The sequence below is a fragment of the Paenibacillus sp. GCM10027627 genome (assembly GCF_042675505.1).
In the GTDB taxonomy this organism is placed as follows: Bacteria; Bacillota; Bacilli; order Paenibacillales; family Paenibacillaceae; genus Pristimantibacillus.
In genome coordinates this window covers 611311-631030 of record NZ_JBHTHB010000004.1, presented here as the reverse complement: position 1 = coordinate 631030, position 19720 = coordinate 611311, and the positions used below count along the sequence as shown (strand labels likewise).

General features: G+C 49.3%; 19 protein-coding genes and 6 tRNA genes. 24 read left to right on the top strand and 1 reads right to left on the bottom strand.

Annotated elements, in window-relative coordinates; all coding sequences use genetic code 11:
* The 9 genes from ACFQZE_RS17395 to ACFQZE_RS17355 form a co-directional block, all read left to right on the top strand.
* Positions 1–211 (top strand): hypothetical protein (locus ACFQZE_RS17395; RefSeq protein WP_379359253.1); only part of this gene is annotated, 211 nt, incomplete at its 5' end.
* A gap of 18 nt (positions 212–229) precedes the next feature.
* Positions 230–306, top strand: a tRNA-Met gene (locus ACFQZE_RS17390).
* A gap of 5 nt (positions 307–311) precedes the next feature.
* Positions 312–387: transfer RNA gene (locus ACFQZE_RS17385), tRNA-Val, on the top strand.
* Positions 388–399: 12 nt separating this feature from the next.
* Positions 400–476, top strand: a tRNA-Asp gene (locus tag ACFQZE_RS17380).
* A gap of 15 nt (positions 477–491) precedes the next feature.
* Positions 492–567, top strand: a tRNA-Phe gene (locus ACFQZE_RS17375).
* 39 nt (positions 568–606) lie between these two features.
* Positions 607–690 (top strand) — tRNA-Tyr (locus tag ACFQZE_RS17370).
* 12 nt (positions 691–702) lie between these two features.
* Positions 703–778 (top strand) — tRNA-Lys (locus ACFQZE_RS17365).
* Positions 779–1366: 588 nt separating this feature from the next.
* Positions 1367–3415: a DUF4434 domain-containing protein gene (locus tag ACFQZE_RS17360; protein ID WP_379359251.1), complete on the top strand. Its 2049-nt coding sequence runs from the start codon at positions 1367–1369 to the stop codon at positions 3413–3415.
* 79 nt (positions 3416–3494) lie between these two features.
* Positions 3495–4682, top strand: coding sequence for a DUF418 domain-containing protein (locus tag ACFQZE_RS17355; protein WP_379359249.1), 1188 nt, complete (start codon positions 3495–3497; stop codon positions 4680–4682).
* A 111-nt stretch (positions 4683–4793) separates the two neighbouring features.
* Here the strand turns inward: ACFQZE_RS17355 and ssuE are convergent, their stop codons facing one another.
* A complete protein-coding gene (gene ssuE / locus ACFQZE_RS17350) occupies positions 4794–5354 on the bottom strand; it encodes an NADPH-dependent FMN reductase (protein WP_379359247.1) in 561 nt (186 codons plus the stop codon).
* A gap of 143 nt (positions 5355–5497) precedes the next feature.
* Between ssuE and ACFQZE_RS17345 the strand changes: the two genes are divergently transcribed.
* The 15 genes from ACFQZE_RS17345 to hisIE all read left to right on the top strand — a co-directional run bounded on the left by ACFQZE_RS17345 (position 5498) and on the right by hisIE (position 19691).
* Positions 5498–6640: a PucR family transcriptional regulator gene (locus ACFQZE_RS17345; RefSeq protein WP_379359245.1), complete on the top strand. Its 1143-nt coding sequence runs from the start codon at positions 5498–5500 to the stop codon at positions 6638–6640.
* Between the two features lie 89 nt (positions 6641–6729).
* Positions 6730–7851, top strand: coding sequence for an ABC transporter ATP-binding protein (locus ACFQZE_RS17340; protein WP_379359243.1), 1122 nt, complete (start codon positions 6730–6732; stop codon positions 7849–7851).
* 136 nt (positions 7852–7987) lie between these two features.
* Positions 7988–8548: a sigma-70 family RNA polymerase sigma factor gene (locus ACFQZE_RS17335; RefSeq protein ID WP_379359241.1), complete on the top strand. Its 561-nt coding sequence runs from the start codon at positions 7988–7990 to the stop codon at positions 8546–8548.
* Positions 8511–10013: a DUF4179 domain-containing protein gene (locus tag ACFQZE_RS17330; protein WP_379359239.1), complete on the top strand. Its 1503-nt coding sequence runs from the start codon at positions 8511–8513 to the stop codon at positions 10011–10013. Before ACFQZE_RS17335 ends, ACFQZE_RS17330 begins: the two co-directional genes overlap by 38 nt.
* Before the next feature lie 142 nt (positions 10014–10155).
* On the top strand, positions 10156–11094 hold the full coding sequence (hprK, locus tag ACFQZE_RS17325) for an HPr(Ser) kinase/phosphatase (protein ID WP_379359237.1): 939 nt from the start codon (positions 10156–10158) through the stop codon (positions 11092–11094).
* A gap of 96 nt (positions 11095–11190) precedes the next feature.
* On the top strand, positions 11191–12156 hold the full coding sequence (lgt, locus tag ACFQZE_RS17320) for a prolipoprotein diacylglyceryl transferase (RefSeq protein ID WP_379359297.1): 966 nt from the start codon (positions 11191–11193) through the stop codon (positions 12154–12156).
* Positions 12157–12185: 29 nt separating this feature from the next.
* On the top strand, positions 12186–12845 hold the full coding sequence (gene ppaX / locus ACFQZE_RS17315) for a pyrophosphatase PpaX (RefSeq protein ID WP_379359235.1): 660 nt from the start codon (positions 12186–12188) through the stop codon (positions 12843–12845).
* Positions 12842–13345 (top strand): acyltransferase, encoded by a 504-nt coding sequence (locus ACFQZE_RS17310; RefSeq protein ID WP_379359233.1) that lies wholly within the window; start codon positions 12842–12844, stop codon positions 13343–13345. The genes ppaX and ACFQZE_RS17310 overlap by 4 nt, the downstream gene beginning before the upstream one ends.
* A gap of 244 nt (positions 13346–13589) precedes the next feature.
* Positions 13590–14819, top strand: coding sequence for an ATP phosphoribosyltransferase regulatory subunit (locus ACFQZE_RS17305; protein WP_379359231.1), 1230 nt, complete (start codon positions 13590–13592; stop codon positions 14817–14819).
* Positions 14820–14854: 35 nt separating this feature from the next.
* Positions 14855–15463 (top strand): ATP phosphoribosyltransferase, encoded by a 609-nt coding sequence (hisG, locus tag ACFQZE_RS17300; protein WP_379359295.1) that lies wholly within the window; start codon positions 14855–14857, stop codon positions 15461–15463.
* Positions 15464–15607: 144 nt separating this feature from the next.
* On the top strand, positions 15608–16897 hold the full coding sequence (hisD, locus tag ACFQZE_RS17295) for a histidinol dehydrogenase (protein ID WP_379359229.1): 1290 nt from the start codon (positions 15608–15610) through the stop codon (positions 16895–16897).
* Positions 16898–16964: 67 nt separating this feature from the next.
* Positions 16965–17573 (top strand): imidazoleglycerol-phosphate dehydratase HisB, encoded by a 609-nt coding sequence (gene hisB, locus ACFQZE_RS17290; RefSeq protein WP_379359227.1) that lies wholly within the window; start codon positions 16965–16967, stop codon positions 17571–17573.
* A 2-nt stretch (positions 17574–17575) separates the two neighbouring features.
* Entirely contained in the window at positions 17576–18211 is a 636-nt protein-coding gene (hisH, locus tag ACFQZE_RS17285; RefSeq protein ID WP_379359225.1) for an imidazole glycerol phosphate synthase subunit HisH, read from the top strand.
* 32 nt (positions 18212–18243) lie between these two features.
* Complete coding sequence (hisF, locus tag ACFQZE_RS17280) at positions 18244–19005, top strand: imidazole glycerol phosphate synthase subunit HisF (protein WP_379359223.1); 762 nt, start codon at positions 18244–18246, stop codon at positions 19003–19005.
* Complete coding sequence (gene hisIE / locus ACFQZE_RS17275; RefSeq protein ID WP_379359221.1) at positions 19002–19691, top strand: bifunctional phosphoribosyl-AMP cyclohydrolase/phosphoribosyl-ATP diphosphatase HisIE; 690 nt, start codon at positions 19002–19004, stop codon at positions 19689–19691. The genes hisF and hisIE overlap by 4 nt, the downstream gene beginning before the upstream one ends.
* Positions 19692–19720 lie beyond the last annotated feature (29 nt).

The following is a 19720-nucleotide window of genomic DNA, read 5'->3' as shown; positions in this document are numbered from 1 at the left end:
AGCACAGCAATGTGTGGAGCTGACGAATACTAATCGGTCGAGGGCTTATCCTAACAAACAGCTAAAGCGTTTCAGCAACTTTCGTATCCAGTTTTCAGGGCGCAATCAGGATGTTGCGATGGACAAGCTCCATCAAGACAAAGCGATTTGCACTTGGCATTTGGTTATGCCATTGCCTGACCTTGCAAGCGACCCCGAGCGCTTCAAGTGACATTATTCGGGGACATGTGGCGGTGTAGCTCAGCTGGCTAGAGCGTACGGTTCATACCCGTGAGGTCGGGGGTTCGATCCCCTTCGCCGCTACCATATATGGAGGATTAGCTCAGCTGGGAGAGCATCTGCCTTACAAGCAGAGGGTCGGCGGTTCGATCCCGTCATCCTCCACCATCTTTACAACTCGGAGCTGTGGTGTAGAGGCCTAACATGCCTGCCTGTCACGCAGGAGACCGCGGGTTCGAATCCCGTCAGCTCCGCCATTTTTTCTTTTATAAGGCTCGGTAGCTCAGTCGGTAGAGCAGAGGACTGAAAATCCTCGTGTCGGCGGTTCGATTCCGTCCCGAGCCACCATTGATTCTTTAATGCTTTTGGCAAACAGAATCGACATACGGAGGGCTAGCGAAGTGGCCAAACGCGGGAGACTGTAAATCTCTTCCTTCGGGTTCGGTGGTTCGAATCCATCGCCCTCCACCATTTCTTCATCAAGAGCCATTAGCTCAGTTGGTAGAGCACCTGACTTTTAATCAGGGTGTCGTAGGTTCGAGTCCTACATGGCTCACCAGTTTTTTTATTAAAACTGAAAACAAACGTTCAAGAGAGGAGATTCCTCTCTTTTTTTGTTTTTTAAAGCCCCTTCATAGGGGCTTTTTTTTGTTTATTGATCTATAGATGACGGTTTAATATCTATTATTGGAAAATTTATGATAAGATTATTTCTAATTATAAAATTTGGAAAGTACTCTTCAACGGAAAACGATTGTATTCGATATAATACTTGTCGGCGATCTTTATAGGACTATTGTTCTATGTATATACTGAGCATATTATAAAAGCTCTATATAATGAAGGCGGCAGGAAGTCGGGTACCAATGAGAATCGGATCCCAGGGTACACCAAAGGATATGAGGGGCAAAATGATCGTTAATCCGGAAGATAAGGAGAATCGAGAGTCATGGGAACGTCACAATTGTTTATGAAAACCAGTCGCACTATTGGAATTATGGTCTTATGCATTTTATTATTTGTAACAGGGTTTAATTCAATTGCTGTTCCCCTCGCAAGTGCAACCGGGTCTAACTTGCTTGCGGGCAAAAGCTATACTTTCAGTTCTCCAGCACACGATTCGTATACGGATAGTGGAGGCATGGAGTTGACAGATGGTCATACGGCTTCTCCGTATGTTGCCGATGGAGCTTGGCAGGGACGATTCAGCCAAACCAGTTATTCTTTCACCGTCGACTTAGGTGTGGAAAAAACGTTTCAAAGTTTCGAATCCGGCTTTTATAAATATAGCGGAGCAGGCATTGGACTTCCTTATCAAGTGGAATATCGCTATTCGAGCAATCAAGCCGATTATATGCCGGCATGTTCAGTAGGACTGCAGGAAATAGGCAGCGCAATTGAAAGGGTGCTTTATCAATGCTCCTCAGCTGAGCCGATTACGGCTCGCTACGTCCAAATGACAGTTAGCGGAACACCAGACATGTGGTCGTTCGTGGACGAATGGAGAGTGCTTGAGACATTTCCGATTTCTCCAAATGTGATGAAATTGGGAGGTTCTTTTATACAGCCGCAGCTAGTGGAGCAATGGTACCATGCCAATTGGCAAAATGAATTTCAGCTTATGAAGAGTGTCGGAATGAATCATCTTATTTTGCAATGGTCAGCCGATACGAAATCCAACACAGCGGTATATCCGTCGTCGGTACCTGGATTGACGCAAAATACGACATATGACGTCGTGGCCAAAACACTTGAAATGGGAGATCAATATGGCCTCGATATTTATATAGGCCTTCAAGTTAACGATGAATGGTTCACCCATTATACGAATAATCAAGGCTGGCTCAATAACGAGTCCCTGATTGCGGGGCAATTGATAGAGGACCTATGGTCTAAATATGGACACCATCCGTCTTTTAAAGGCTGGTATTTAAGCTTTGAAGTAGACAATTGGCATCTGCCTACGGCGGTTGAATGGCAGCGAATGGCCGATTTTTACAACAGCTTGATTGCAGTGACGAATACGGTTTCCCCTAATCTGCCCATTATGATCTCGCCTTTTTACAATGTTTCCGGCGGGCTTACTCCTTCTGCGTGGGAAACGATGTGGAGCTATATACTTAGCAGGACTGACATCGATATTTTTGCTTTGCAGGATGGGGTTGGCGCGGGGCATGCATCGACATCGGATTTGGCGGCATGGTTCGCAGCGACACGAAATGCGATCATGGCGTCTAGCCCGGCAACTGCCCTTTGGGCGGACACAGAGACGTTTAATAAGAACTACAAACCGATGAATCTTAGACATATGCTGGACAATATGCTTGCCGTTCAGCCTTACGTGAGCGAATATACGAGCTTTAGTTTCAATCATTATTTAAGTCCGCAAACGGTTAATCCGCTCTACTACGCCACATATGCGAGCTATTTAGCAACAGCAGCAATGGATGCTTTGGCGCCGGTAGCGTCAGCGGAATTGGCTGCAACAGCGACCGAGCCGAATACGGCAAATTTAAGCTGGTCTGCATGGTCGGATAATAAGGGGGTTGTCGGATACCGTATTTATCGGGATGGAGCGGAAATTGCAACTGTAAATGCGGACACATATGGCTATAAGGATAAAGAGCTGCTGCCAAACACCGCTTATCTATATTCGGTGAGAGCTTTTGACGCTGCGGGCAATTTATCGTTGTCAAATGAAGCTGCGGTGACGACATTGGAGGTTGTGCCGTATCCGAATGTCCAGTCCTCAGGGAAGCCTTATACCGCTTCGCTTACAGCTCACTCTTCCTATTCAGATACAGGGGGAATGGAACTGACGGACGGCTTAAAGGGCTCCACCGATTATGGGAATGCAGCATGGCAGGGCCGCAACACAGCGGACCCGTATCACTTCGTTCTAGATTTGGGACAAACCCGCACTATTGGCGAGTTAAGCGCCAATTTTTTGCAAGTACAGCCAGTGTTTATTTTCCTGCCTAAGGAAGTGCGTTTTTGGGTATCGTCAGACAATGTGAATTTTGACCATGCGGGTACTGCCGATAAACCGGTTGGAATTGGAGCAGGCAGTCAGGATCTGACCGGGCTTTATCGTGTGAGCGGCTTAAGCGGGATGAGCGGACGCTACGTTAAGGTAGAGGTCGTTCCTGCGAATGGAGCATGGACGTTTATGGACGAGTTGGAAGTTCGGAACTAACAAATCGTCCGCAATTAAACATGAAGGAAAAAGAACGAAATACATTTAAATAATCGGGAGACAAGGGTGGGGCAGTCCAATGAATTTGACTCCAACTATGGCGTCAGAACGAAATCATTTTATAGATGCATTGAGGGGAATTGCGCTTCTGGGTATTTTTTTGGTTAATGTTCCGGATATGTTGCGGATGGAATCGTCGTCGATTTATTTTATTTATACCGGTATAGATTCCTATTTTAAAATAGTTCTCGATCTTTTGATGAAAACCAAGTTTTATACGATCTTTTCGTTTCTATATGGATATGCTTTTTGGCTGTTTTTAAAAAGAGCAGAAGAGAAAGGGCGATTAGGAGAGAAGCTGTTCATGAAACGGTCTTTGATCTTGTTTGCTATCGGCTTTGTCCATGCGCTTTTCCTATGGGAAGGAGATATACTCCATTCTTATGCTGTAATGGGGCTTGGCTTATTGCTGTTCCGAAAAAGCAAGCCGAAAACAATCGTGATTTGGGCCTCATCTCTTCTGGCGGTGTATGGGGTATTGGGCTTTATTGCTTCTCAAACCATATTCGATACTAAGCTTGTTTTTTCAATGGAGCCTTATAACGTGTTTAGTCCTTATTGGGCCAATCTGGTTCATAGATTAACGGACGATATGGTCGGCAGTTGGATGATGATGCCACTGTATGTTCTGGAGCTGCTTCCATTGTTTTTGTTTGGTCTTGCGGCAGCAAAGGCAGATTTGTTCGGCAAGTTGATGAAGGATAGAGGCTTGTTCAAACGGATGCAAATGGGGTCTCTTTTGATTGGAGTCATTCTAAGCGTGCCAATTGTATATACATTTGTTTTCGATGAGAATTATGCAACTTTAAAGATCGTATTGTTTCTAATGCTGGCTGGAAAAGCGCTGGCTGTATTTTATATATTGACCTTCTGGCAGGTATTTGACCGGACTAAAGGGAGAAGGTGGCTGGAGCCATTCCGTGCCGTCGGACGGATGTCGCTCTCCAATTATTTGCTGCAAACGGTGGCGACACTGCTGTTGTTCTCTTTAACGCTGGCCAATCCAACGACACTTCATCTTTGGCAAACGGTCTTTTATTGCTTGATTTTCTATTCACTTCAAGCTGCGGGAAGCATGCTCTGGCTGTCCAAATTTCAAGTCGGACCGGTGGAGTGGCTGCTGCGGAGAGGGACTTATGGAGGAAAAGCTAACATTCCGATAGTACGCCCCATCCAGCAAAAGAAAGACCGTTCAATTCAGCATTGATAGCGTTGTGCCAAAAGACAGGATAGGCAGAAGGAGCAATGCAATGCTTCTTGGCGCTTATTTGAGGGAATGGTCTATTCCAGTTGGACGAGGCGATAGGAAATTTATTTTTTAATTTCTCCCGCTTCTGAGGGCTAGTTCTTCAATTAATTGTTGTACGGATGCTTCAAGCCTTTCCAAAAGCTCCTCATGGATGTCGAACTTGGTTTCCAGCGACCCGTCCTGAATGCGTGTCACTTGATTGTCAGTCGCATAGACGCCTTTAATAAAATGACGGGCGCCCATGGAAGAGAGGACCGGCTTAAGCGAATAATCGATGGCCAGCAAGTGTGCAAGCGTTCCGCCAATGAACAGCGGCAGCACAAGCTTGCCTTCCAGCCCTGTTTGCGGGAGCAGGTCGATATACGATTTGAGCACCCCGGTGTAGGAGGCCTTATATACGGGGCTTGCAATAATAACGGCGGACGCTTCCTCTACCTCCTTATTGGCTGCAACGATATCCGGGCTGCCGAAGCGGGAATGAACGAGGTCTTCCGCAGGCAAAGCAACAACGGTAATGGTTCGGGATGGATATCCTTGCTTCTCAAGCGACCCGCGGACATAATCAATGATTCCGTTAAGGCGCGAGGTGGCGTTTGGACTCCCAGAGATAATGACGATAGAACGGCTCATGCTAGATTCTCTCCTTTTAGACGAATTTTTTTAAAAAGAGAGTATCACGATTGGACGAGGCGGTCAATGAAGCTTCAGAAGCTGAAATGGGCTGGGACGATATGATACAATGACGGAAAGGATTTTCATGGGAGTGGAGCAGGATGAGCACAGGAGACGGCCTTAAAAACCTTCGTGAAATATTGGAGCGCCCAATGGAAATGAAGACGATAGACATTTCCGAATGGTATGCGTTCGTTAAGGATGCCGATATGGTGTCAGCTTCCGCTGCGAGAAGTCAACATGTAGCCGCAGGTGCTTATGCCGGAGCGGGAGGGATTCTTTGGTTTATTTCGTCCGTGCAAGGTGCCGAGCTTTCGGTGTTGGAAGTGCAAGGAGCGGAGCTCAGTGAGCTGGAGCGGGATTTAGTCGGTTTTGCCGTATCGCGATTGCAAAAACCGGACAAGCAACATGCCGATTCTGGAAAATCGGACTCTGAGAAGCTGGCTCTTAAGCTGAGCGATTGGCTGCAAAAACAGCTGGAATCAGACGCTCCGGTCTTCTTTCTTCCCGATCATCTTATGGCCGGAACCCGACTGTATAACGAAATGATTCCGTTTCTGTTAGTTACAGAGCATACGAACGCCAAACAAAACGTTTACCCCGAGTTGGAGAAACTGCTACGTTCCTTCTTATCGGAAGATATATTGCTCATCCCTCTCAAAAGCCAGGAATGGCTCATTTGGGGCCCTCTATCGTTGTTAAAGGATGAGGATGCCGATCCCGGCGATATGTTGGAAGAGGAATCAATGGAGGATAGTCTCGCCTCTATAGCGCTCGGACTGCACGAAATGCTGGCGAGCGAATGGCTAGGGGAGTGTCATCTGGCCGTAACCGAACCTGCTTCTCCATCCAAAGGAATGGTGGAATCGGCTATGATTCTCAGGGAGACGATCAACCTGGGGCGCAAATTCCATGTCGGAACCAACATTCATCTTCCATGGATGCTGCAATTGGAAAGATTGCTCAATGCGATTCCAGAAGCTAATCGCTCCAAATATTTGGAACAGTCCCTGAAGCGGGCGGATCTGTTCGTGGAATCGGAGATGCTGGGCACGCTTGAAACGTTTTTCTCCCTTGACTGCAACGTCAGCGAAACGGCGAAAAAGCTGTACATTCACCGCAATACGCTGCTATATAGATTGGACAAGCTAAAGCAGGAAACGGGCCTTGACGTAAGGCAGTTCCGGGATGCGGTACTTGTTAAGATTATTTTGCTATTGTACAAAGTTACGAAAAGGAATTAGTTTTTTTGTATAGTATGTGCATAGTCATACGCCTTCCTCTGGGATAAGATAGATGCATATTGAAATTTCTTTTTAGGGGGAAACTTATCATGGCAGGCGTACGCTTAGAAGGCATTTACAAAAAATATCCGGGAACGGACAAAGCATCAGTAACGGATGTAAACCTAGATATTAAGGATAAAGAGTTCCTCGTACTTGTCGGACCTTCCGGTTGCGGTAAATCGACAACTCTCCGTATGATTGCAGGTCTGGAGGAAATCTCGGAAGGTAAATTGTTCATCGGCGACCGTCTTGTGAACGACGTTGCTCCTAAAGATCGCGATATCGCGATGGTATTCCAATCCTATGCCTTGTATCCGCACATGAACGTGTACCAAAACATGGCATTCGGTCTTAAACTTCGCAAATTCAAAAAAGCAGACATCGACAAACGCGTTCGTGAAGCTGCTAAAATTCTTGATATTGAGCATTTGCTCGACCGTAAGCCTAAAGCATTGTCCGGCGGTCAGCGCCAGCGTGTTGCCCTAGGCCGTGCGATCGTTCGTGAGCCGCAAGTATTCTTGATGGACGAACCGCTTTCCAACTTGGACGCTAAGCTTCGCGGTCAAATGCGCGCAGAAATCAGCAAGCTGACTAAGCGCCTTGAGACTACGACTATCTACGTAACGCATGACCAAATCGAGGCTATGACGATGGGCGACCGTATCGTTGTTATGAAGGACGGCTTCATTCAACAAACGGCTTCCCCAGAAGAGCTTTACAACCACCCAGTAAACATTTTCGTTGCGGGCTTTATCGGAGCTCCGTCCATGAACTTTGTAGCGGGTACACTGGCTGAGCAAGGCGGTACTGTACGTTTCAAAGCTGCTGGCGTTGACGTAGTTGTACCTGAAGGCAAAGCGGCTGCTCTTCGTTCCAAAGGCTACATCGGCAAAGAAGTGATCCTAGGCATTCGTCCTGAGGATATTCACGAAGAGCCTGTATTCCTTGAGGCTTCCCCGAATACAATCGTTAATGCGAATGTAGAGGTTGCTGAAAACCTTGGTCACGAAATGTACCTGTACTTGAACGGTATCGGTTCCCAAACGGTTATCGCACGTGTAGACGGACGCGCTGGCGTTCGTGATGGCGCAAGCGTGAAGCTGGCTCTTGATATGAACAAGACGCACTTGTTCGACAAAGAGACTGAACTGAACATTTTCGAAGGCTAATAATATGAATAACGAAGAGCTTCCGGTTTGCCGGAGGCTCTTTTTTTATTTTTTCATGAAAAAAAGAAAACCGTTTGAGCCGCTAGACTGTCTAATGAGTACATAACGAAACGAAGTGCCGAGCAGGAGGGGAAGTATGGACAACGAGGGCCCCAATGAGGGGGATATCCGAAGGGATGAACAAGCTCTTTGGAATCGGATCGAAAGAGAAAAAGGGAAGCTTTACGGGATAGCTTATGCGTATATGCGAAACGAAGAGGATGCATTGGAGGCCATTCAGGAGACGGTGTGCCGGGTTTGGATCAAACGCCGTACTTTACGGGAAGACAAGTATTTTGCGACTTGGATGGTTCGTATTTTGATTCATGTGTGCATGGATGAGCGAAAGAAGAAAAAGCGGGAACGTCCTACGCCAGCGAGCTTGTTGGAGAGGGAAGCTCCGAGGCAAGATCCGGCAGAGCGGATCGGCATGGCCGGCAGTGTGGCAAAGCTGCCTCCAAATTTGCGGATGGTCGTAGCGCTTAAATATTACCGGGATATGACGATTACGGAAATAGCGGATTTGCTAGAAAAGCCTGACGGGACTATAAAAACGTGGCTGCATAAGGGGCTCAAGTTGTTGAAAAAAGAGATGGAAGCAGGGGAGGAGGAGGCGCATCATGAAACGTTTTTGGCAAAGGGATGGGAAAGAGGTTGAGCATAGCAGTCATGAGACAACGTTCCCTCAAAGCAATGAACATGAAGTGCCCGATTCTCTTCCAGAGAGCGGGGATGAGGCAGATTGGGAAGCGGAGCTTAGCGAGACGATGGACTGGTTGATGCGGGACAAACAAGAAGTGGAAGCTCATCTTCAAGGAGCACTGGATCAAACTAATCCGGAAAAGCTGGCAGAGCTGGATGCAGCTCTGAAAAGTGGAATGGAGCAAGGGCGAAGAAGAGCGGTTCGCTTTCAAAGAAAAAGGCTGAGTATGGGGATGGGGGCTGCCGTAGTTTGTATGCTGCTTATGCTCACCGCCTTTGTCCGCATTTCTCCGGCTTTTGCAGCTGTGATGAAGGAAATTCCGGGTTTCGGAGGTTTTGTGGAGCTGATTGCGTTTGATCCGTCTCTTTCAGCGGCCCTTTCAAATGAATTTATCCAGCCGGTCAATTGTTCGGATGAAAAAAACGGCTACAAGTTTACCGTAAACGGAGTGATGGCGGACTCGCAAAGAATGGTATTGTTTTATACGGTTGAAGGACCGGGCATTCAGAAATACGATAACACTTTTCGCGACTATGAGCTGAAGGATGAAAACGGAGAGGGAATCCAAGCGGTCATCTCATCTTATCATTATTTTCGGGAAGAGAAGGGTGACTCCGACGCTGTGCAGGATTATCTCGATATTATGATGTCTCCGGGCGTTGCGATCCCGAAAGAGATTGAGTTTAAGATGCAGGTGGGGCAGGAGTGGCTGAAAGTGCAGGTGCCTATCGATCATGAGCGGTTTGCCAATTTAGAAGAGCGTATCGCTATTAATCATAAGATTGAAATGGGAGGCCAGCAAATCGAGATCAAAGAAGCGGTTATCTCGCCTCTTCAAGTGTCGATTACGTTCAAGGGAAATGAAAACAACACCAAACGGCTAAATGGATTTATAGATTTGGAGCTTGTTGATGAAAGAGGAAGACGCTACACGTCTAATGCAGGCATGGGGGACTTGAACAGTGAGATCACCCAACGCTTCCAAAGCAGCTATTTCCAGAAACCGAAGGAATTGACGTTAAAATTATCCGGCATCTACATGTCGGATCAGGGGCTTACCATGAGCGTAAACACAGAGACAGGAGAAACGATTAGCGCGCCCGATTCCAGATTGATATTGAAAGGCGTGTACAACAGAGGCAAGAGCAAAGGGATAGAGCTTGAGCTAACACTAACCGATCCAAGCGAGTACCACTGGGCCCCTGTCTTGTTTGAGCATAACGGAACGTTTCGTGATGGAAACGGTAAACAATACCCGCTTCCGGATGGAGCTTATGCTAACATGAGGATTGATTCGGGAGGAATCATTTATTATGATTTCAATGTTCCAGACGTTCCTTACGTGCAGCCTCTTACGTTTAACATTAGACAGTACCTTGGATACGTTTTGCAGGATATTGAAGTGAAGATTAAACAATAGAACTGAAAAAATCAAGAAGGCGCTGAACGGCGGAAACGTTGCGTTCGGCGTCTTTTTGCATTACGATGAAGACATTGGAAAAAAGCAACTACATAAGTATGAAATAGAACACGGCTGCACGCATGTGAAGGAGGTCCATACATTGCCGAAAAAAGTGAAAGTATCTGAGCTCGTCCGGCAGTTTCAGCTTGAAATCGTAGCTGGCGAGGACGGTCTGAAACGCAATATTACAGTAGACGATTTGTACCGGCCAGGCCTTGAGATGGCAGGCTACTTCCATTATCACCCAAGAGAGCGCGTTCAATTGCTCGGCCGTACGGAAATTTCGTTTCTCAACATGCTGGACAGCGAGGAGCGCAAGGGCCGGATGGTCCGGTTGTGCCATGAAGATACCCCGTGCATCATTTTGACCAGAGGGTTGGAGGCTCCGAAGGAGCTTATCGAGCAAGCGAACGAGACGCAGGTTCCGGTGCTTCGAAGCAACGTTGCCACTACGATTTTGTCCAGCCGGATCACTGATTTTCTAGAGCATAAGCTCGCTCCTACAGCTACCATTCATGGTGTTTTGGTTGACGTTTATGGAGTGGGAATGCTGATTACAGGCGGAAGCGGCATAGGCAAAAGCGAAACGGCTCTTGAACTCGTCAAGCGAAGCCACCGGCTAATTGCCGACGATGCGGTTGAAATTCGCCAGACATCGGACGGCCAGCTGCACGGTACGGCCCCGGAGCTGATCCGGCATTTGCTTGAAATTCGCGGTCTCGGCATTATCAACGTGATGACGCTGTTTGGCGCGGGTGCCGTCCGTACTCAAAAAAGAATCGGGCTTGTTATTAAGCTGGAAAATTGGCAGCAGGATAAGCAGTACGACAGGCTTGGTCTCGACGAGGAGACGACCCGAATTATAGATACGGACGTACCCCTTGTGACGATCCCGGTTAGACCGGGCCGCAACTTGGCCGTCATTATCGAAGTGGCGGCTATGAATTTCCGCCTTAAGCGGATGGGCTACAATGCGGCATTGCAGTTTACGAACAAATTAACGGAAACGATTGCCGACGATATGGACGATTTCGACTGATTGCTCTTGAACCAGCTCTATTCCACACCATGAGTAAACATTTAATTTTTTGAAAATGCCACTGTTCATTATGAAAAAGGAGAGTCGATGACAATTATGCAATCGTTAGCCATTGATCCGGTTTTATTCGAGCTGGGACCATTGTCTATTCGGTGGTACGGTCTCATTTTGGGACTTGGAGCGCTAGCCGGTCTGCTTATTGCAGTGCGGGAGGGCAAGCGTTTTGGTATCAAGCCGGAATTTTTTATGGATTTGCTTCTGCTTGGAGCGCCATCGGCCATTATTGCGGCGCGTATTTATTATGTAGCATTTACATGGGATGAATATAAGGGCGATCCGCTGGCCATCTTTAAAATTTGGGAGGGCGGCATCGCCATTTACGGAGCGATTATCGGAGCTTTTATATGCGGAATTATTTATTCCCGCTATAAAGGGTACAGCTTCTGGCGTATTGTCGACATTAGCGTTCCGGGGTTATTAATTGGACAAATGATTGGCCGCTGGGGCAACTTCATGAACCAAGAAGCTTATGGCGGTCCAACAACTGAGGAATTTTTGAGAAATACGCTGCATATTCCTTCGTTCATCGTGGATCATATGTTTATCGAGGGGGCTTTCCGCCACCCGGCTTTCCTTTATGAATCGTTGTGGAGCTTGGTTGGTTTGGGCGTTCTGTTTGTTTTGCGCCGCCAAAAGTTTCTTCGCGCGGGAGAGCTTATGGCCGCTTACTTCATTTGGTACTCTATCGGCCGCTTCTTTATTGAAGCGCTGAGAACGGACAGTCTGGCCTTTATGGGACCAAGCTGGCTGGCTGCCATCGTTGACGGCTTATGGGCGCCAATGAACGGCGTGTTCGATCCGGGGTACTTGGACCCGGCGTATGGAAATATTCGTATTTCGCAATTGATAGCGCTGCTGCTAGTAGTCGGTGCGATTATCTTCGTCGTTTGGAGACGAGTGAACGGAACGGCTCCGGTCTATTACTCCGATCCTATCGTCACGACCAAACCGGAGCGCAACGGCTTAGGGCAGCCGGATGCAGCCGATTCCAAGGGAGCGTAAGCGTTACAGCACTAGGAGGTTAAACAGCTATGAAGCAAGTTCGTACGATGCTGTTCGATTTGGATGGCACGATATTGGATACAAATGAATTGATTATCCGTTCGTTTCTGGAATCGCTGGAGGGGACGGCGCCGGAAGGTTTCAGCCGAGAGCAGATCATCCCAAGCATGGGGCAGCCGCTCTCGGATCAAATGAAGTTGTTCTCTGGGCTCGAGGATGTTTCGCATCTGGTCGCCTCCTATCGGCAAATCAATCTCCGTTTGCATGATGAGCTGGTAAAGCCTTTTGAGTTCGTAAACGAAGTGCTCGAGAAGCTGCACAATAGCGGAGTCCAAATCGGGGTCGTCACGACGAAGATGCGGCTAACAACGGAAAGAGGTCTGAAGTTTGTCGGCATATTCGATTATATCGATGCGATTGTGACGATTGATGATGTCACCCATCCAAAGCCTCATCCCGAGCCAGTGCTCAAAGCGATCGAGCTGCTAGGCGCCGATCCTGCCACTACCATTATGGTAGGCGACAGCACAGTGGACATGCAGTCGGCTGTGGCAGCCGGAGCGATTGCGGTCGGAGTGGCTTGGTCCCTTAAGGGAGGACAAGTGCTGAGAGACGCCGGGGCAAATTATGTGATTGACGATATGCGGGAGCTGTATGCTTTCGCCGGAGCGGAGCGGGAAATGGTTTGAGAAACGTTGAACGATATCCAGTCGAAGGCCCCAATTCTTTATGGCAAATCTATTCGACGGTTAGCAAAATGAAGGGAGTGCGCAATTTTATTTTTATTCAAATTGCGCGCTATTGCCCTTTTTTGTCGTGGAAAAATTGGATTTATCGCCATGTGCTTGGAATGAAAGTGGGAGAGCATGCCGCTTTTGCGCTAATGGTTATGGTAGATGTGTTTTTCCCGGAACGGATTTCCGTAGGGCGCAATACGATTATCGGCTATAATACAACGATTCTAACTCATGAATATTTAATTAAGGAATACAGGCTTGGAGATGTGAAAATCGGCGAGAATGTCATGATCGGAGCGAATACAACGATTTTGCCAGGGGTTACGATAGGCGACCACGCCATTGTATCGGCCGGCACTCTTGTCCATAAGGATGTTCCGGCACACGCGTTTGTAGGCGGCAATCCTATGAGGCTGATTGAACGGCGTACGGAGCAGACAACACACTCTTAAGGAACCAGATGAAGAGACAAAGAATGTCCAACAAGCGAAATGACAGGCATGCGGCAAAGGCGGTCTGCGGACAAGCTTGAAGGACATTCTTTTTTTCGTATGCAAGAGCAGGAAGGTTCGAATAGGGAGCTGCTGCCTTGACGAATATTGGAGGATCGTGCTACGATAACGACTAGTCTTTATTTTGTTAGCAAGGTAACATGGTATCGCTTTAATGTAATGAAGTATTAGAAGGAGGACTCATATGTCCAAACCAAAAATGTTCGAAAAGCCGATCGGCGTAAAAGATTATTTGCCGGATGCGGTTCGCAAGCTGCGCCAAATTGAACGCGAGGTGCTCGCGTGCATGCGCGGTTGGGGCTACGAGCAAATTATCACACCAACTATGGAATATTACGATACTGTAGGTGTGGCAAGCTCCACCTCCGATCAGAAACTATATAAGCTGCTCAATAACCGGGGGACAACGCTGGTGCTTCGTTCCGATATGACGGCACCCATTGCCCGTGTCGTCTCGTCGCTGCTCAAGGAATCCGATTTCCCCCTTAGACTTTCCTATCATTCCAATGTGTTTCGTTCTATTGAAGAAGAGGCTGGGCGAGAGGCGGAATTTTACCAGACCGGGGTAGAGCTGGTCGGCGACTCCTCGGCGGATTCCGATGCGGAAGTTGTGGCGCTGGCAATCGCTTCTTTAAAAGCGGCCGGAGTGAAACGATTCAAAATGGCGATTGGACATGTAGGCTTTTTGAATGGATTGCTGGAGGAGGCTCTAAAGGGGCGCTCTGAGGATCAGGAGCTGCTCAAAGCTTGCCTGCTTGGAAGGGATTACGTCGGTTACCGCGAGCAATTGCGCATGCTGCCGCTGGATGAGCCGGTCCGCCGTGAGTTGGAAGGTATTTTGCGCTTGCGGGGCGGCAGCGAGGTTTGCGAGCAGGCGTTGCAGCTTAGCTCAGACCAGACGGGTAGAGAAGCGATAGGCCACCTGTGCAAAATTTGGGATGCGCTTAAAGCTTATGGAGTAAGCGAGCATGTGATGATCGATCTGACGATGATCGGCGACTTTTCCTATTATACGGGAATGACTTTTGAAGGGTATGCGGCGGATATCGGATTTCCGGTCGTTAGCGGAGGCCGTTATGACAATTTGCTGGCGCAATTTGGCCGTCCGGCAGGGGCAACGGGCTTTGCTTTAAAGACGACCAGAGTTTTGGAGCTGCTCGGTGCGGAGACAGAGACGGACGAGGAGCGGACGCTTGTCGTCTACGATTCGGAGGGCAGAGATGAAGCTTTGGCTCGTGCCCAGCAACTGCGCGCGAGCGGTACGATGGTTGTGACAGAAAGAGGAGAGTCTGCCCGCGAGCTCGCTGGGGAAATCGGGTACGATGCGGGAGCGTCCTCCTTTTATTATAAAGGATTGCGGTATACGGCTCTTGAAACGTATGGCGGCAAAGCGGAAGGGGGAAGCGGAGAGTGAGCGGCGAAAGCGAAAAAGAAATTTTAAAAGTGGCGATGCCCAAAGGAAGAATCTATAAGCAGGCTTCTAAGCTGTTCCGCGAGGCTGGCCTGCCTATTCCTAGCGACTTCGACGATACGCGCAAGCTTATTATTGAATTGCCGGAAGCGAACATGGAATTTATTATGGCTAAGCCGGTTGACGTGCCTACCTATGTAGAATACGGAGTTGCGGATATCGGAATTGTCGGCAAAGACGTTTTAATGGAAGAAAACAGGGATGTTTATGAACTGCTCGATCTTGGCATTGCCAAATGCCGGATGTCGGTTATCGGGCTGCCGGATTGGAAGCCGGCGATTCATCCTCGTGTAGCGACAAAATATCCAGCGGTAGCTTCGGCTTATTTTCGCGAGCGGGGGCAGCAGGTGGAAGTCATTAAGCTGAACGGTTCTATCGAGCTGGCGCCTCTGATCGGGCTTGCCGACCGAATCGTCGATATGGTTGAGACTGGGCAGACGCTTCAGGAAAACGGACTCGTGGAGATGGAAACGATATTTGGCATTACGAGCCGCCTTATTGCAAACAGAGTCAGCTACCGGATGAAAAACAACAGCATCCAAAGCCTATGCGACAAACTGCAAGCTGTGATCGGGGCAAAAGTGTAGCTTGCTTGGAGATGCTTTGGCGTTGCAGGCTTTGAGAGCTTACTGCGCGCGGGATTATTACTACGGGATTAGGAGTATATGTAATAGATTCACGATAGGATGCAACCGGCCCTTCTGGGCTTGCAGAGATAGGAGCGATGAAGCATGCGAATTATGCGGGCGGAGCAATTCGGATTGAAGCGCGAGGTGGAGTACGGAACACCGGAGCAAAATGAAGCGGCCTTGCGGATCGTCGGAGACGTCAAGGCGGAAGGAGATGCGGCGCTGCTGCGTTATACGGAGCAGTTCGACAAGACGAAGCTGGACGCGTCTCAGTTACGCGTGACGCAAGAGGAAATTGAGGCGGCCTACGAGCACGTAGACGCCGGGTTTTTGACGGCGCTTAGGGAGGCGGCCGTCAATATTCGCCGTTTCCATGAGAAGCAGCTGCGAAACTCATGGATGGATGCGCAGCCGGACGGTACGCTGCTTGGGCAAATTTTGCGCCCGCTGAAGCGAGTGGGCGTTTATGTGCCCGGCGGCAAAGCGGCGTATCCATCGTCCGTGCTCATGAACGTGATTCCGGCGCAGGTGGCCGGCGTACCGGAAATAGTGATGGTGACGCCGCCGGCTACCGGAGGCAAAGAAGGAATCGACCCGTATATTCTTGTAGCCGCCGCGGAGGCCGGCGTCAAGGAGCTGTACCGGGTCGGCGGGGCGCAAGCGATTGCCGCGCTTGCATACGGCACGGCAACGATCGCTCCGGTCGATAAAATTTGCGGGCCGGGCAATATTTTTGTGGCGCTTGCGAAGCGGGCCGTCTATGGCGCCGTTGACATTGACAGCATGGCCGGACCTAGCGAAATCGCTATTTTGGCCGACGAATACGCCGATCCCGCATACATTGCGGCCGATCTGCTGTCGCAGGCGGAGCATGACGAGATGTCTTCGTCCATATTGGTCACTCCTTCGGCTAAACTTGCGGAAGCCGTTGCGGAAGAGGTGGAGCGCCAGCTTTCCGAATTGCCAAGGGAAGAGATCGCTAGAAGCTCTATCGACAACTTTGGAGCTATCTTGCTAGTTGATTCTATTAAAGAAGGAATCGATGCGATTAACAAAATGGCTCCCGAGCATTTGGAAATATTAACGGAAGATCCTATGCAGTGGCTTGGCTTTATCGAAAATGCAGGCGCTATTTTCCTAGGGCCGTACAGCTCGGAGCCGGTAGGCGATTATTTCGCGGGGCCGAATCATATTATTCCGACCAATGGAACGGCGAGATTCTCTTCGCCCGTTAACGTCGACGACTTTTTGAAGAAGTCCAGCCTTATTTTCTACAGTAAAGAAGCCCTTATGAAAAATGGGGAAAGCATTATGACTTTAGCGAGGCATGAAGGGCTAGAGGGCCATGCGAGAGCGATCGAATACCGATTGAAGAAGGAAGGCGGAAAGTAGTCTGCCGCATTTCAATTATTTGTTTTCATAATCGTTTATTTCAATATATAAGAAGGAAGGGTTTACGATGACAGAACAAGGAAATGCCGCCGCACGCGAGGCATCAGTTGCGAGAAAAACGAACGAAACGGATATTGCGCTGACATTTGCCGTGGACGGAACGGGCCAAGCGAAATTGGAAACGGATGTGCCGTTTCTTAACCATATGCTAGATTTGTTTGCCAAGCACGGACAATTCGATCTAACGGTTGACGCTAAAGGCGACATCGATATCGACGACCATCACACGGTAGAAGACATCGGCATCTGCCTCGGCCAGACGCTGCGCGAAGCGTTGGGCGACAAACGCGGCATTAAACGTTATGCGAGCGTATTTGTGCCAATGGACGAGGCGCTGGCGCAAGTCGTGATCGACGTGAGCAACCGGCCTCATTTTGAATACCGTGCGCAATATCCTTCGTCTCAAGTGGGGAGCTTCTCGACGGAGCTTGTTCATGAGTTTTTGTGGAAGCTTGCGCTCGAAGCGCGAATTACCCTTCATGTTATCGTCCACTACGGCCAAAATACGCATCATATGATCGAAGCGGTGTTCAAAGCTCTTGGACGGGCACTTGACGAAGCGACCAGCATCGACCCTCGCGTACAAGGGGTGCCTTCAACGAAGGGAGTTCTCTAAGGATGATCGCAATTATCGATTACGGCATGGGCAATCTCCATAGCGTAAGCAAAGCGGTGGAGCGCCTAGGCTACGAGGCGGTTGTGACGGCGGACGCTGAGCAAATTTTGAAGGCGGACGGCGTTATTTTGCCCGGCGTAGGCGCTTTTGGCGATGCCATGCAAAACTTGCGCGATACGGGTCTCGACCGGATAACAGCTGATTTTGCGGCAACGGGCAAACCGCTGCTTGGCATCTGCCTCGGCATGCAATTGCTGTTTAGCGAAAGCTCCGAGCATGGTCAGAATAAAGGCCTAGGCCTCCTGCCAGGCCAAGTGATCCGATTTAGCGGCAGCTTCAAAATTCCTCATATGGGCTGGAATAAGCTGTCCTTTGTACAAGGAGATTGTCCCTTGTTCGAAGGACTTGGGGAAGGGCATGTTTATTTCGTCCATTCGTTTCACGCGAAGCCGGAGCTTCAATCGGATCTGCTCTCGACGACGGATTATTTTGGACCCGTTACGGCGATAGTGGGTCGGGACAATGTATACGGCATGCAGTTCCACCCGGAAAAAAGCGGAGAGCTTGGCATGGCGCTGCTCGGCAATTTTTTGGCTTTGACGAAAAACGCATCGGCTGAACAAGCCGCATCCCGTTAACCGGCGCGGAGGAAGAGAGGAGAGAGGACAACATGCTGACCAAACGCATTATTCCTTGTCTGGACGTGAAGGACGGACGTGTGGTGAAGGGCGTCAACTTCGTTAATTTGCGCGACGCGGGCGATCCTGTCGAGCTTGCCGCGACTTATGACCGAGAGGGAGCGGACGAGCTCGTCTTTTTGGACATATCGGCATCCGTCGAGGGACGTGCTACGATGATCGAAGTCGTGAAGCGAACGGCGGGAGAAATTACGATTCCGTTTACGGTCGGAGGCGGCATTGCCCATGTCGACGATATGACGAGACTGCTGCGGGCGGGGGCCGACAAAATCGGCATCAATACAGCGGCAATTTTAAATAAAGCATTAGTATCGGATGGAGCGCGGAGGTTCGGCTCGCAATGCATCGTCGTCGCTATCGATGCCAAGTTCAATCCCGAATGGGGCGAGTGGGAAGTGTATACGCATGGGGGACGGAAATCAACCGGCATTAAAGCGTTGGAATGGGCACGGGAGGCAGAGCGGCTCGGAGCGGGCGAATTGCTGCTGACCAGCATGGACGCCGATGGCACCAAAGACGGATTTGACATTCCGCTGACGGCCGCCGTTTCTGATTCCGTTGGCATTCCCGTGATCGCTTCCGGAGGCGCGGGCAAAGTCGGCCATTTTCATGAGGTATTCCAAGATGCACGGGCCGATGCCGGCTTAGCGGCTACTATTTTCCATTACAAGGAAATGACGATACAGCAAGTGAAAGACGATCTGCGGGGGAAAGGAGTCGAGGTGAGAGGATGACGTCTACATCGATCATAAACGGAATTAAATGGGACGCTAGCGGACTAGTCCCGGCCATCGTACAGGATTCGCAGAGCAAAGAAGTGCTTATGCTGGCTTATATGAACGCGGAGTCGCTGAAGCTGTCTATTGAAACCGGTTCTACATGGTTTTGGAGCCGCTCCAGAGGAGAACTGTGGAACAAGGGGGCGACAAGCGGGCATACTCAGCAAATTGTAGAGATGTCGTATGACTGCGACGGCGATACGCTGCTTGTGCGGGTTGTTCAGAAGGGACCTGCTTGTCACACGGGCTCTTACAGCTGCTTTTACCAAGAGATTGCGCTTGGAGAGGACGAGCCGGGGAAGGCGAGCCAAAGCGGTTCGCCCGAAGAATCAGATCGATTTGCCGTTCTCGGCCAATTGGAAAGCATTATTGCGCAGCGCCATGCTGAGCGGACAGAGGGTGCTTACACTTCCTATTTGTTCGATAAGGGCTTAGACAAAATTTTGAAAAAGGTTGGGGAGGAGTCCGCCGAAGTCATTATTGCCGCCAAAAACGGAGACAATGATGAGCTGCGCAGCGAAGCGGGCGATTTAATCTTCCATCTTATGGTGCTGCTGCGAGAGAGAGGACTTCCGCTGGACGATATTATGACCGAACTGGCAGGCAGACACGGCAAACCGACGACCAATAAGATGAGATGACAACCTTTTCATAACTTTGTCGAAAAATA

What these genes read in the sequence shown, in the direction of transcription:
- ACFQZE_RS17355 (WP_379359249.1), top strand. Translation starts at nt 3,495, where the DNA reads ATGAATTTGACTCCAACTATGGCGTCAGAACGAAATCATTTTATAGAT.
- ssuE (WP_379359247.1), bottom strand. Translation starts at nt 5,354, where the DNA reads ATGAGCCGTTCTATCGTCATTATCTCTGGGAGTCCAAACGCCACCTCG.
- ACFQZE_RS17345 (WP_379359245.1), top strand. Translation starts at nt 5,498, where the DNA reads ATGAGCACAGGAGACGGCCTTAAAAACCTTCGTGAAATATTGGAGCGC.
- ACFQZE_RS17340 (WP_379359243.1), top strand. Translation starts at nt 6,730, where the DNA reads ATGGCAGGCGTACGCTTAGAAGGCATTTACAAAAAATATCCGGGAACG.
- ACFQZE_RS17335 (WP_379359241.1), top strand. Translation starts at nt 7,988, where the DNA reads ATGGACAACGAGGGCCCCAATGAGGGGGATATCCGAAGGGATGAACAA.
- ACFQZE_RS17330 (WP_379359239.1), top strand. Translation starts at nt 8,511, where the DNA reads ATGAAACGTTTTTGGCAAAGGGATGGGAAAGAGGTTGAGCATAGCAGT.
- lgt (WP_379359297.1), top strand. Translation starts at nt 11,191, where the DNA reads ATGCAATCGTTAGCCATTGATCCGGTTTTATTCGAGCTGGGACCATTG.
- ppaX (WP_379359235.1), top strand. Translation starts at nt 12,186, where the DNA reads ATGAAGCAAGTTCGTACGATGCTGTTCGATTTGGATGGCACGATATTG.
- ACFQZE_RS17305 (WP_379359231.1), top strand. Translation starts at nt 13,590, where the DNA reads ATGTCCAAACCAAAAATGTTCGAAAAGCCGATCGGCGTAAAAGATTAT.
- hisG (WP_379359295.1), top strand. Translation starts at nt 14,855, where the DNA reads ATGCCCAAAGGAAGAATCTATAAGCAGGCTTCTAAGCTGTTCCGCGAG.
- hisD (WP_379359229.1), top strand. Translation starts at nt 15,608, where the DNA reads ATGCGAATTATGCGGGCGGAGCAATTCGGATTGAAGCGCGAGGTGGAG.
- hisB (WP_379359227.1), top strand. Translation starts at nt 16,965, where the DNA reads ATGACAGAACAAGGAAATGCCGCCGCACGCGAGGCATCAGTTGCGAGA.
- hisH (WP_379359225.1), top strand. Translation starts at nt 17,576, where the DNA reads ATGATCGCAATTATCGATTACGGCATGGGCAATCTCCATAGCGTAAGC.
- hisF (WP_379359223.1), top strand. Translation starts at nt 18,244, where the DNA reads ATGCTGACCAAACGCATTATTCCTTGTCTGGACGTGAAGGACGGACGT.
- hisIE (WP_379359221.1), top strand. Translation starts at nt 19,002, where the DNA reads ATGACGTCTACATCGATCATAAACGGAATTAAATGGGACGCTAGCGGA.